Raw genomic sequence first — 13310 nt, forward strand, 5'->3', positions numbered from 1 at the left:
TATGCCGAAATTCATAGTACGAAATTTACAGCACGGAATCAGCCCAAGCGCGACCCTCAACAGGCGAGGAAGCAAGAGCATGATTTCGCATTGGAATACGTCCAGCATCGTGAGCAAGCTTGCCGGCAGTTACAGCTGCAGCCATTGCGCGACCCATTTTCACTGGGTCTGGGCAGCGAGTTACTGCGCTTGCAAGAAGCACGCCGGAGCAGCCGATTTCAAAAGCTTTAACAACGTCGGAAGCAGTGCCAACGCCGGCATCCAAAATCACAGGAACGCCAGCTTCCTTGCATTCGCGCACAATCAGCTCAATATTTCGAGGATTCAAAATACCAAGACCAGTGCCAATTGGAGCACCACCAGGCATAACAGCCTTCACACCAAGCGAAACTAAACGACGAGCCACAATCGGATCATCATTCGTGTAGCAAAGCACGCTAAAGCCTTCTTCAACGAGCTTTTCTGCAGCAAGCAAAACTTCGCGAGTATCCGGAAGCAAAGTATCGTCATCTGCAATAACTTCAAGCTTAATCCAATCGGTTCCTAAAGATTCGCGAGCCATTTTTGCAGTAAGCACAGCGTCATGTGCAGTTTTGCATCCTGCAGTATTTGGCAAAACGTTAATATTATGACGCTGAAGCATTCCGTAAATATCCACGCCTGTTTTTGCGTGACGGCGCAAAGCAACCGTAGCCACTTCCGCACCCGAAGCAACAAGCGACTTTTCCATAATGTCAATGCTCGTCATGCCGCCAGTTCCAAGCAAAAGCCTTGAGTGTAGGGTCTTGCCACAAAGTTGCCAAGTATCGGCACTTTCTTCTGCATTATTTTCAGAATTATTTTCTGTCATTTTAAGCCTTTTATTGAAAATTTAATATTTTGTAAGCGTCAGCCGCCTTGAACTGCGCTGAGAATCTCAATTTGATTCCCTTCACAAATCACAGTCGATGCCCACTGATTGCGCTTAAGCACATCGTCGCCAATTGCAACAGCTATGCCAGGACCAGCGTCTGAACCGTAACGTTGAGCAATAAGCTCAGCAACAGTTAACCCATCTTGAACTTCAATAGTTTCACCATTGACGACGATTTGCATAATTCAACCTTTATTAACGTCTGTTAAAAGTGCGCAACTAAAACTTGCGTTACTAGAATCGTTTGTAACTAGAAACTTGAGCTACTAGAAACTTGCGTTACTAGAATCGAGCAGGATCGCAGCTTTCCAAGAATCCCTTTTCCTTCTCAGTCAACTCTTGCTCAAGCACAAGCTTTGTAGTCAAAGAAGAGCCCAAAGCGGTGAGCAAAATGCCGTGACGGAAGTAACCGGTGGAAATCGTAGTATGCGTCTTAGGATCAATACCAATGAATGGCAAATCGTCCGGAGTTCCAGGGCGGCCGCCAGCGGTAACCTCAGTAATCGAGCATTCCTGAATGCCAGGAAGCACGCTTGCGGCATCGCGAAGCAAGTCGAGCACGCCGCCGACCTTTGGAATATCGCGGTCGTCTTCGCGAGAAGTAGCGCCGAGCACAAGCTCGCCTGTTTCCTTAGCGCGAGGAACCAAATAAACTGGACGGTCATGCACAAATCCACGAACCACGGAGCTCAAAATTGGACGCAAAGGCTCTGGAATAGTCATACGAATCATATCGCCCCACACAGCGCGAAGCTTAAGCTGAGGAAGCATATCCTTAGCACCCAAGCCGGATGCCAAAACTGTGTCTGGACCCAAATCGTCTGGAGTGCTTGCGCGACGCTCAATAACAACACCGCGCTTTTCGAGTGCATCAATCATTGCTGCAGTGAAAAGACGAGGGTTGATTTGATGATCGTCCGGCACGCTTACAGCGCCAGCAATAGTTGGCGAAAGAGCAGGCTCAATTTCACGAAGCTTACTCACAGAAATATGCTCAGCTCTACGGCCGTAACGGTGCTGCAAGTTTAGCAACTCATTCACGTGCTCGTTATCTGCAGCGTCGCCGCCGATTACGTAAGAGCCGCACTCTAAGTAGCCGGTTGGCTTATCAGTGTACTTTGCAACCGAATCAACCAATTCCTTATACATGGTTGCAGACTCAAACATAAGTGGATACAACGCTTCTTGCTGATATTGCATTTCTGCGGTAGGAGCTAACATGCCGGCAGCATGGTGAGAAGCGCCAGAGACTGGATCCGGATCAATTATGCTAACTTTTACGCCAGCTTCCGTAAGTCTCCACGCTGTTGCTAAACCAATAATACCTGCACCAATAATACGAATATTTCGCATATATACTCCTTCCCTACGGCGGCATTACCCGCATCAGGTTTACGGTCGGCTTTCGCCCTCTCAGCCTGTATAGAACAAGCTCCCGCGTTTCGTAGCTTTGACCTTCAAAACTGCGATTGTAAAGCACTGCAATATTGCCAACTTTAGCGATATTACAAACGCTACAGATAGACGTAACGAAATTATGTGATTTTCGTCACACTACCGTGTAGCATTTTAGCACTTTTACAAAAAATCTGTTAATTGAGACGGCATGTCAAGCGGTAAAATTAAGCAATTTTGCTACTGACGCAGATTGCGTACTACGCGCGTAACTTATCTCACGTTTGGAGGGTTTGAGGATAAGTTTCGCTCCAAACGCGGGAAACATACCTCACGTTTGGAGCGATTAGTTTAGTACAGTGCTCCAAACGCGGGGAAATTACCTCACGTTTGGAGCGCGCTATAAGTTACTCTTTAGAGTGCTTGCGACGGCGAGAAGCCACGCCTGCAGCACCAAGACCAGCGAAGATTACAGCAAATCCTGCAAACAAGCCAGTTGCAGCACCAGTCTTAGCAATCTTATGACCAGATGCGCCACTCAAACTATTAAGCAACGCAGCCTTAGCCGCCTGAAGCTTCCTCAAAGCCGCATCAACCTGAGCCTGCGTAGCATTAGGATCGTTAAGCACGCGACGAGCATTTGAAAGAGCATCAAAGTAAGCATTTGCATCAGCAGAGTTTGCGTTACCAGCATTAATATTTTCAGCTTCTGCAACTTCTGCGCGCAAAGCAGACTTATCTGCAGACCCATTGGAAGAATCGCCTAAACCGTCAGAGTCATAAACGTGACCATAACCATTGCCGTAGCTATATCCAAAGCTATTTCCGGAATCAGAACCAAAATCAGCGCCGGATTCAGAGCCACTTCCATTTCCGCCACGACCGAATGGATTATTAATCTTATTCTTAGCTGCAGCAAGCCTCTTCAGAGCCTCATCAACCTCAGCCTGCGTTGCGTTAGGATCGTTAAGCACGCTCTTAGCCTCAGCCAAAGCTTTCTCATACTCGGAAATATCACTCCTACTACCAATTATGAAGTACGGCGACTTACGGAAGTCAGCGTCGCCGTCAGCCTCGGACTGAAGCTTAGACTTATCAGTCTTGTTAGAATCGGCAATCTTCTTCTTAGCCTCTTGAAGCCTCTTCAAAGCCGCGTCAACAGCTGACTGGCTAGCAGAGGAGTCATTTAGCACGGAATTAGCTTCATTTAAAGCATTCGTGTAATTTTCAAGATCTTTCTTCGCATCCTCGTCTGCAGGAGTTGCGTTAGCCTTAGCTTCAGCATTCTTATACTCCGCAGATTCATTGAACTTTGGAGTTATTATGTTGCCGTCAGAATCCTTACCTTCTACTTCGTTTCGAAGCTTAGATTTATCTGTACTAAACTGGCTGATAGCTTTCTTAGCATCTTGCAAAGCCTTCAAAGCTTCATCAACCTGCTTTTGCGTGGAGTTTTTATCGGCTAGAACCTTCTTCGCGTCTGCTAAAGCCTTTACATACGCATTAGCAGCACTAGAACCAGCAGCATTATTGAACTCTGGAGTATCTTCGAACTTCGGAGTAATTACTTTGCCATCTTTATCTTTACCGTCAACCTCATTCTGCAATGAAGACTTATCAGTGTTGAACTGAGCATCGTTTTCAATGTCGGACTTTGCTTTCTTCAAAGCCGCAAGAGCATCGTCAACTTCTTGCTGAGTTGGATGCTTACTAAGCGTTTGATCTTCAGAATTCTTTACAAGTTCGCGCGCTTTCTTTAATGCAGCATCGTAAGCATCAAGCTTATCTTTTGCGTCCTTGTAAGCAATAGAATCTTGATTGTCTTTAAGCTTTTCAAGAAGATATTTTGCATTGTTAATCTGAAGATTGTGCTCAAACTTATCAGCAGCAGGTTCACCAGTTGCGCCAGCTGCCTGAGACTTTTCAGTTTCAGACTTAAGTTCTGCAGAATTTGTACTGTACTTATCAAGCCCTGTTCGAGCGGCTTCAAGCGCATCAAGAGCAGCATTTACCTGCGCTTGCGTTGGCTTTTCTTCCGCAGGAGTCTTATCATCCTTACTCTTTGCAAGCAATTCATTGGCTTTAGCAAGCGCAGAATCGTACGCGTTCTTTGCTGCGGAGGCTTTATCATTCCTTTCTGCATCAGGAACAAGATTTCCAGAACCATCATCCTTCATAAATTGCGGATTAGAAGCATTTCTATACGCGTCAGATGTGAGCGTTCCTTCAGTTTTTGCGCTACCATCTGCATTAAGTTCACCGTTCTTGCCAACACTTTCCTGCAACTTAGCAAAATCAGTGTTGTATGCATCCAAAGCCTTACGCGCATCATCAAGTTTCTTAAGCGCAGCATCTACTTCCACTTGAGTTGCGTCTTGCTTTGCAAGCACGTTCTGAGCATCGGCAAGAGCCTGGTCGTACGCTGTTTTTGCAGCAGAAGCCTTGCCGTTCCTTGTTCCATCTGCATCGCCGCTATTGTTCTTAAACACAGGGCTATCCGTGTTCTTATATTGAGGCAGTTGCTTGGTGTCTGCATCAGCATCCACCGACTTACGCAAATCATCCTTCTTGGTAGCGTAAGCAGAAAGTGCAGCGCGCGCGGCATCTAAGCGCTTAAGAGCTGCATCAACATCTGCCTGCAAAGCCTTGTTTTCAGGATGCTTTTGCACGCCGTTAAGAAATGTTGCAGAGCTTGGATCACCTGTGCCGTCCACAGAATTATCGATTACTTCTCCACTAGCATTCTTGTCTTTATCAACTTGATTTGCTAAGACTTTCTTTGCAGCAGCAAGCGCGTTAGTATACTCATCAACAATCTTCTTAGCTGCATCTGCTTTAGCTTTTTCTTCCCCTGTAAGCGATGTATCGTTTGCCTTATCAGCCAACGCTTTTGCATTCTTGTAAGCAGTTGTGTTTTGAGTCACACCATCTTGATCTGCAGAAGTTTGCAAAGCAGACGGCTTAGTTGCATAGGTTACAATAGCATCGCGCGCTTTGTCGAGCTTAGCTTTTGCAGCATCTATTTCTTGCTGAGAATACGTAGAAGTTCCAGCTTTAGCAGCATCAATCTTTTGCTTAATATTTTTAGCTTCCGCGTACGCATCGTTATACGCAACAAAGTCCTTACCAGCCTGCGTCTTTTTAGCAGCATCAGCTCCGTTTTGGCTTTCCTCATACGCATTAAAGTATGCAGGAAGCTTATTACCGCTGAAATTATTTGCAAGGGTCTGAATTAAGTCATAGCTATTTGTTTTAAGCTTATGCAAATTCTCTTCGGCTGTTTTAAGATTGTTGAGCGCATCATCTACCTGCGCTTGCGTTGCCTTAGGATTATTAATAACTTCCTTTGCTTTTTGTAGAGCCTCATCGTACTTAGATGCGTACTGCTTAGCTTCTTCCTTGTTCACGTCGCTAGGGAAATTATTGTCATTGAAGTAGTTGTCATACGTACCGTTCTTATAGAAAACGCTCTTCTGATTTTCGCCATCACCATCATGGTCATGACTTTGCAAAACCTGTGCATCAAGAACCGACTTATTCGTTGCCTTAGCATCAATTGCTTTCTTCGCATTCTTAAGATTTTCTAAAGCAAGATCAACATCAGCTTGAGAAGCATTCGGGTCAGCAAAAAGCTCTTGCGCTTTCTTTACAGCTTTATCGTAAGCTTGACGCTCAGTATCACTGGCGTTCTGATACGCAGGATCAGCATTAGTAATACCCTGATTACCACCAGTATTAACCTTGGAGCTTTGAATTACTTCGCTCAACTTATCTTTGTTGGTTTCAAACTCATCCAATGCTCTGCGCGCTTTATCAAGCTTCTCTTTGGCAGCGTTTACTTCTTTTTGCGTAGCATACTGGTTTGCGTTTACTTTTTGAGCTTCTGCAAGAGCTTCATCGTACGCAGTTTTTGCCTGAGTAGCTTTATTATTCTTCTCTGTATCAGGCGAACCATCCGCTTTCTTAAATTGTGGATTAGCTACGTTCTTATACCTATCAGTTGCATGCGTTCCAGTAGCTGCCGCTCCCTGTGCGGTTGAAGCAGTCCCCTGATCCGTAATATCTTTATTAAGATCTTTCTTATCTGTAGGATCACCATTAAGAGCTTTATACGCTTTATTTAGCTTAATAGCCGCGTTATCAATATCGGCTTTCTGCTGCTCTGTAAGATTCTCTTTAGCAGTATCTTTAACGTCTTTATAAAGATTATTGGCCTCACTAAGCGCAGTATCGTAATTATTCCTCAAAGTATCCGACGCATTGTAATACTTTGACTTAGTTGGCACTTTTTTGTCCCCAACCTGCTCAGTTGTATACTCATCAATCGACGCCTTCAATTTAGTTTTATCATGCGAAGGCTGCGGCACAAACAGTAAGTTAATAGAGTTAACTGAGACTGCAAGCTTAAAATACGAATAATCGTACGGAGCCAAATACAAATGAGCTGGATATACCTTGCCACTCTTAGCAGCAAGCTGCATATGGGCATCATTGCCAAAATGATAATCCTGCACATCTGAATTATGGTCATCTAAATTATGATCCGAATTATCAATTGCAGGATTACCATTCCAATATGGGCCGCCCATATTGCCCATCGTAAGCGAAGTTGTTGGGTTGTCCTGAGCATCGAGCAAATAGTGCATATTAGATCTTTGCCCTTTACCATTTCTGCCTTCGCTAGCAAGCGTCTCTCCGCCAATTATCGTGTGCAAACCAGAGTTAGCGTCTTTTGGTGTTGCCTTCAAATATTTAATAACATCTTCCGTACTGAATTTTTGCGCTTTAGTGGCATCGTAGCGGTAAATAAGCGTATTCTTGTCACTACTCCAGCTAAAACCTTCATCGGTGTCACGGCCATCCATTTGCTGCTTAGTCCACTCAAGGTTATAGTCCTTACGAATATCAACTGCGCGTGTAAGCTTGTCGTGTTTAATATCCGACTTAAACTGCACATACGCTTTATCTGTTTTTATCGTAACAGTGATGGTATTTTCTGCCATACCATTTGAAATTGCCCTATGAGGACCATCATCAATCCAGTGAGCAGTATTACCTGAATACCAATCAAATTTGATTTGATCTTTGCTTGTAAGTCCAAGATTCGTATTGCTTTTATTATCGTCAAATAACTTTTGCTTAATGCGATCAAGCTCGTCGTTAGAAAAACCGATTGGATTATACACAGGCACAGCATTATCGCCAGAAGGGATGGTAATCTTAGATTTATCAATCTCTTTTATGATTGCATCATCCAAGTTAATTGTGTCTGTATAGTCACCCTGCCCTGGAATTATTTGCCCAAAATTAATAACAATTTGCTTGTTGTCACCAAAAGTCACTTTATCAACGGAGACATTATTCGCTTTAGCTACACGCTTCCTAATCTCAAGTTTTTCAGAATCAGTCAAATGCTCAGGATCTTTGATTACTGGCTTATCAAAATTAAGATCAGTATTTGGGTACATTGGCGGCATTGGGTAATCTCCACCATCCCCATCGTCAGCATTAGAAGCCAACACCATAAACGGCGAAGCTACGGATTTTAGCTTAGGCTGCTCTGCCTCAGCTTTATTTGCATTAGGATGACTATCTTCAGTTTTCTTTACTTTATCTTGCTTTTCTTCAGGCTGATTATCTTCAGTTTTCTTTACTTCAGTTTGCTTTGCTTGAGCCTTTTCTACTTCAGGCTTCTCTACCTTAGTTTGCTCAACGTCCTTCTTAGAAGGCAGACCCCCCCCCATTTGGTTTTCAGGAGTTTCAGTCACATTTTTCTTCTGAGTCTGCTTATCGTTAGGCTGCTTATCACTATCCTTCGTATCGCTAGCCTGCTTATCGCTAGATTTCTTATCACTATCCTGCTTATCGCTAACTGGTTGCTCATTCTTCTGTTGCTCGCCTTTTTGAGCATCACTCTGAACAACATGTGCGTCTTTCACCTCCGCAGCCATTGCAGTATTCGCAGGAGTCACGCTAAATGCCAACGCAGCACCTGCAAGCACGCCGGCAGCGCCTATAGTAAACGCCGCAACCTTACGCGCATCCACAGCCTTCGCAATAGCGCTACTAACAGAAGCATCAAGCGTCACCTTGCGCTCGCGCTTTACAGACTTTGAACCCATAATTCCTCCTCTTCAAAATGCACTTATGCTCTCTAGGCTGTAAATTATGCCACGTACGCATTTAAAAATGCATCCAAATATGCGTAAATGTATATTTCTGCATAAAGCAATCTTTTAGCGTATTTTATTGCGTCCATACAGCCCGTTAATGATGAATTGTACCATTTCGCAGTCAATTTTCATAGGGTCTGTTTGCCAATAAACAGACCTACTCACTCAACCGAGCGCAGCAAAATCTCCTCAAGCGCATGCTTTACCGAAACAGGCAGCGTGCAACGCCATTGCGCCCACTTCACTACGGAAGGCTGATCAGTTGCGTAAGCGTTAAGCATATCAACATTGTTGCGATACTTTTCTGCTTCCGATTCGTTTTCGTATTCAAGAGCTGAGATTGCAGCAATAGCGCTTGCACTTCCGCCAGCCTCACGCACTGCGTCAAAAGCCATTTCCTTACCGCGGTACGGCACTTGCGCTTGAAGCAGGAATCTGTAAGCGTCACCAACTTTAGGATCGGCAGCGATTTGCAATCCACCGTCAACAATTACGCGAACTTCCGAACGAGCCGGCACGCCTTTTACAGAAACAGTTAAGCTCAAAGTTGACTCTTCGCCTTCATAAGAAACTGCAAACTCGCTTGCGTTAAGCTCTCGGCTCCCTACAAAAACGCGCACGTGCGCAAAATCTGCGCAAGCAACTCCTCTAAATACAACATTCCAGTTGCGTTTTTGCGGCACAGCTTCTACAGCAGCATCACATCCTGCAACACCGGAAATAATAAATTGCGAAGAACCATTGCCGTCTCGCCACACAAAATTCATACGTGTATTAGCAGTATTACCAGCAGACGCTGCAGCAAAGTCGCCGTTGTCCTCTCGCATCACAAATTCGCCGTCAGCTCCAGGGAATGCAAGCACGCGCAAATTACGAGGATTTTCAATGCTATTAACAGATTCAGCAACTTCAGCACTACGCTCGCAATCTGCAACTTCCGGCAAAACTTGCGTAGGCACAATCGCTCCAGCACGCGCAAAAGCAGGAACGCGGTCAATCGCGCGCCACGCTTCAAACCTGCGACCATTCCAGCCGCGAGACACGTACCTGCGCCCGTCAAACAAATCGTACCAGTCACCTTCAGGCAACCAAACTCCAGCGCATCCGCGCAAAGTAGCAGCATCGTTAGGCGAAGTAATCGGCGCTACTATAAGCTCGCTTCCAAAACGGTATTCGTTAGGAATTTCGTAAGCCATGCCAACTTCCGGCGACTGCCAGTACATTGGCTCAATAATCGGCCTGCCTTCAAAAGCTGCACGATAATTCATCGTATAAACGTATGGCAAAAGTTCCGCGCGCAAGCGAAGCATTTTCACCATTGCTTCGCGAGTTTCCTGAGGAAAATTCCACGGCTCTTTTCCAGCAAACGGTGAGCAAGTCGAGTGCAAACGATTAATAGGACTAAACGCGCCGAAAGCATACCATCTCGCTTCCAACTCGTTATTTCTAACGCCAAGCATGTGGCCGCCAATATCGTGACTCCACCATCCGTAGCCAATATTTGAAGCTGTAGAAGTGAAGTAAGTTTGGAAAGCAAGGGAATCCCAAGTAGTAACGGTATCTCCCGAGAATCCAACTGGGTAGCGATGTGAACCAGGCCCCGCATAGCGAGAGAATGTAAGCGGCCAGCGGCCGTCGCGCGCAGCATCCTCATAATGCATGTGGTTCAGCATCCAAAGCGGATCCAAACCAGGCTCGCGCGTAACTCCACCCTGCTGCCAATCAATCCACCAAAATCGCACGCCTTCATCTTCCATACGATGATGCATATTGAAGTAAGCTTCAACAAATTGCGGGTTCGTTAAATCAAATTCCACAGCTTTGCCGCTCGCCGGATCAATGCCAGCATCTTGCGCAACTTGCGGATAATCTTTTTCAAACGCACGCACGCCGTCGCGCGGATGCAAGTTCAAAGTTGGAGACAATCCAGCAGCGTTAAGTTTACGCAAAAAAGCACGATGATCCGGGAAAAGCTCCTCGTTCCACGTATAGCCCGTCCAACCAGAACCATACTTAGAATCAACATCCGTCACATGCCAATCCATGTCAATAACGGCCGTGCTAAAAGGTATGCCTTCACGCTTAAAACGATTATGCAATTGCAAATATTCGTCTTGACGGTAGCGATAGTAGCGGCTCCACCAATTGCTTAGCGCAAAACGCGGCAGCAGCGGCTGAGCGCCCGTAAGCTTATAAAAGTCTTGAATTGCTTGAATATAGCGGTGTCCGTAACCGAAGAAATACAAGTCCTTGTATCTGCCTGATTGCTCGCTAACTTTTTGCGCACGCGACTTAACCCAAGCCCCATACGGGTTTGGTTTGCCATTTATTTCCTCAGCCGGAGCAATTTCGCAAGTTGCAGAATCGTCTAAAACAGACCATCCGTCGCGCGAAAGTATTCCTTTGCCAAGCTTTACCGGGCCATTCGCTTGATCCAAAGTTCTAAAAGTTCCAAGAAGATTTCCCGGGCACGCGCCGCCATAATGCCACGTATTAAACTGCGTGCACGGCACTCCGCGCACAACAATAATTAAGCCTTCTTTACTAAAAGCTTCGCAATTATAAGTAAGATGCAGCTTTTCAGTTTCGACTTCCAGCCATCCATTTTCGTTTGTGCGCGCACTAAATTGCGGCTGAGCATCCGCGCTTTTGTGAGCAAAATTGCGGCAGATTACAGTTTGCGTAGGATTGTCAACAAACTTTCCGTCGTCGCTCCATTCAAGACGAATAAGAGAATCCGTAATAACCGTAATTCGCCACTTTTCGCCTTTAATTACCTGAGTATCCTGAGCCTTTGCGTACTGCGAATTTGCAAAGTCAGCAAAAATTTGTGATTTATTTTCCTTGCTCATATTTACCACACTCATAGCAACACCTTTACTTCAGTACGCAATATCACACTGCAACACTTGCAACACCACACTTTCGCGCACAACACTTACGTATCTTCTTCACTTATGCGTGTTACTTACCGCTACCAGTGGAAATACCGGCAATAAACTGCTTTTGGAAAATTACGTACACTATAATAACTGGCACAATCGCCAAAGAAGTCGCTGCAAACAAGCCACCATAATCAGTGCCATATCGCCCACTAAATACCTTCAAGCCCACCGCGAGCAGCTGCTTCTTCTCGTCCGAAATCATCAAGAACGGCCACAGATAGTCTTCCCAGTTCCACAAGAAAGTAAAGATGGCAAGCGCCGCAATCGTGTTATGGCTCATAGGAAGGATAATACTGTGGAAAATACGAAAATCAGATGCTCCGTCGAGTTTCGCAGCTTCAATGAGTTCGTCAGAAATGCCTGTTATTGACTGGCGGAAGAGGAAAATACCAAAAGCACTAATTAATCCTGGAACAATTAAGGCTCGGTACGTATCTTGCCAACCGAAGCTTGTCATCATATCGTACTGCGGAATAATAGTTACAGCCCACGGAACCATCATGGTGCTCATCACTATGCCAAACAGCAAATTACGGCAACGGAAACGCATTTTTGCAAATACATACCCCAACACTGCACTGGTATAAATGGCTATTACCGTTTTTGCTACAGCAACAAACAACGAATTGCAGAATAATCTCAAAAAATCAAACTTTTCCTGAATCCCAACGTAGTTATCGAACGTACTCGGTATAGGAAACAGTCCACCGTCTACGCGCACAATATCACTATTTGGTGCAAATGAAGAAATGAACATCCACACAAACGGAATAATTGTTAGCGCAGAAAGAAGAAAAAGAAAAATAGTAAGCGACCAACTCAACACCGCATGACGAGTGCTGCTTCTTGCACGGTTACGTAACTTTTTCACAATACCCTCCTTAGCCGGCGCCGTAACAGTAACTTCCACCGTTTTTGTTTTATTGCTCATACCAACTCACCGTCCTCAGAAGCTTTGAACATGATTATCGTGAGTACGCCAGTAAAGATAAAAAGCACTACGCTCATGGCCGACGCAACACCAAAGTTATACTTTTGGAAAGCTTGATCAAAAATTAAGTAGCTAATAGTGTAAGTTGATGTTCCTGGACCACCGTTAGTCATAACTAAAATCTGCACATAGGCTTGCAGGTAAGCAATCATTGACGTAATCACGATGAATAACGTTGTTGGTTTGAGTAGCGGCAAAGTAATGCGGAAGAATTTTTGCACACTGTTAGCGCCATCAATATCGGCGGCTTCATACACGTCTTTGGGAAGATTCATTAAGCCTGCCAAATATAGCACGGTTGCGTAGCCAAAATCTTTCCAAATGGTCATGATAATAATTGCCGGCATAGCCCAAGTAGAACTGTGCAACCAATTAATATTCAATCCCGTAACTTTATCAATCATGCCAAACTGCGGATCAAACATCCACATCCACACGAAGCTTACTGCCACAAGTGGCGTAATCGTTGGCATATAAAATAGGCCGCGCAGCGAATCTTTGCAATGCACAAGCTTGGAGCTGAGCAACATTGCCAAGCCCAAACCGAGAACAATGCGAAAAATCACGGATACTGCCATGAAAATCGCCGTATTCCCGATTGACTTCCAGAATAAGCCGTCGGTTAAAATCTGCTTGAAATTATCGAACCCAACCCAGTTGTACGTTCCAACCAACGGATTCCACTCGTGGAAGCTGCCGACAAACGCTTTGTAAATAGGATAGGCAAGGAAAATCGCGAAATAAGCAACCAGAAATGTCACTGCCACATTGCGAAAGGAGAAGGTTCGAGACAACGCAGCGGTTACTTTTGCTATACCACCAAATTTTTTCCTCAGAGGAGTTGAATGAGATTTCTGATCTACTTGTTCCATGATTTCCCTTGCCTTACTTGC

7 protein-coding genes and 1 riboswitch are annotated in these 13310 nt (G+C 45.0%); all 7 genes read right to left on the bottom strand.

The annotated features are described in order from the left end of the window. Positions 1-25: 25 nt before the first annotated feature. The 7 genes from ACLD6A_RS06185 to ACLD6A_RS06215 all read right to left on the bottom strand — a co-directional run bounded on the left by ACLD6A_RS06185 (position 26) and on the right by ACLD6A_RS06215 (position 13289). Positions 26-850: a thiazole synthase gene (locus tag ACLD6A_RS06185; protein ID WP_165844151.1), complete on the bottom strand. Its 825-nt coding sequence runs from the start codon at positions 848-850 to the stop codon at positions 26-28. A gap of 38 nt (positions 851-888) precedes the next feature. Beyond that, the gene (thiS, locus tag ACLD6A_RS06190; protein WP_116794455.1) at positions 889-1095 is read right to left on the bottom strand and encodes a sulfur carrier protein ThiS; all 207 of its coding nucleotides are present in this window, start codon (positions 1093-1095) and stop codon (positions 889-891) included. A gap of 100 nt (positions 1096-1195) precedes the next feature. Beyond that, positions 1196-2266 carry a glycine oxidase ThiO gene (gene thiO, locus ACLD6A_RS06195; protein ID WP_004129299.1) on the bottom strand — a complete coding sequence of 357 codons (1071 nt, stop codon included), beginning with the start codon at positions 2264-2266 and terminating at the stop codon, positions 1196-1198. After that, a riboswitch (TPP riboswitch) is annotated at positions 2259-2362 on the bottom strand. (Overlaps the previous gene by 8 nt.) A gap of 353 nt (positions 2363-2715) precedes the next feature. After that, on the bottom strand, positions 2716-8430 hold the full coding sequence (locus tag ACLD6A_RS06200; protein WP_410313860.1) for a hypothetical protein: 5715 nt from the start codon (positions 8428-8430) through the stop codon (positions 2716-2718). Between the two features lie 212 nt (positions 8431-8642). Then, positions 8643-11333, bottom strand: a complete 2691-nt coding sequence (locus ACLD6A_RS06205; protein WP_410313873.1) for a TIM-barrel domain-containing protein — start codon at positions 11331-11333, stop codon at positions 8643-8645. A gap of 112 nt (positions 11334-11445) precedes the next feature. After that, complete coding sequence (locus ACLD6A_RS06210) at positions 11446-12357, bottom strand: carbohydrate ABC transporter permease (RefSeq protein ID WP_308583029.1); 912 nt, start codon at positions 12355-12357, stop codon at positions 11446-11448. Further along, complete coding sequence (locus ACLD6A_RS06215; protein WP_308583028.1) at positions 12354-13289, bottom strand: sugar ABC transporter permease; 936 nt, start codon at positions 13287-13289, stop codon at positions 12354-12356. The genes ACLD6A_RS06210 and ACLD6A_RS06215 overlap by 4 nt, the downstream gene beginning before the upstream one ends. Positions 13290-13310: the final 21 nt, after the last annotated feature.

This window comes from Gardnerella sp. Marseille-Q9691, assembly GCF_046507715.1.
GTDB lineage: Bacteria > Actinomycetota > Actinomycetes > Actinomycetales > Bifidobacteriaceae > Bifidobacterium > Bifidobacterium greenwoodii.

Coding starts and splice junctions, on each gene's coding strand:
- ACLD6A_RS06185 (WP_165844151.1), bottom strand. CDS start 850: ATGACAGAAAATAATTCTGAAAATAATGCAGAAGAAAGTGCCGATACT.
- thiS (WP_116794455.1), bottom strand. CDS start 1,095: ATGCAAATCGTCGTCAATGGTGAAACTATTGAAGTTCAAGATGGGTTA.
- thiO (WP_004129299.1), bottom strand. CDS start 2,266: ATGCGAAATATTCGTATTATTGGTGCAGGTATTATTGGTTTAGCAACA.
- ACLD6A_RS06200 (WP_410313860.1), bottom strand. CDS start 8,430: ATGGGTTCAAAGTCTGTAAAGCGCGAGCGCAAGGTGACGCTTGATGCT.
- ACLD6A_RS06205 (WP_410313873.1), bottom strand. CDS start 11,333: ATGAGCAAGGAAAATAAATCACAAATTTTTGCTGACTTTGCAAATTCG.
- ACLD6A_RS06210 (WP_308583029.1), bottom strand. CDS start 12,357: ATGAGCAATAAAACAAAAACGGTGGAAGTTACTGTTACGGCGCCGGCT.
- ACLD6A_RS06215 (WP_308583028.1), bottom strand. CDS start 13,289: ATGGAACAAGTAGATCAGAAATCTCATTCAACTCCTCTGAGGAAAAAA.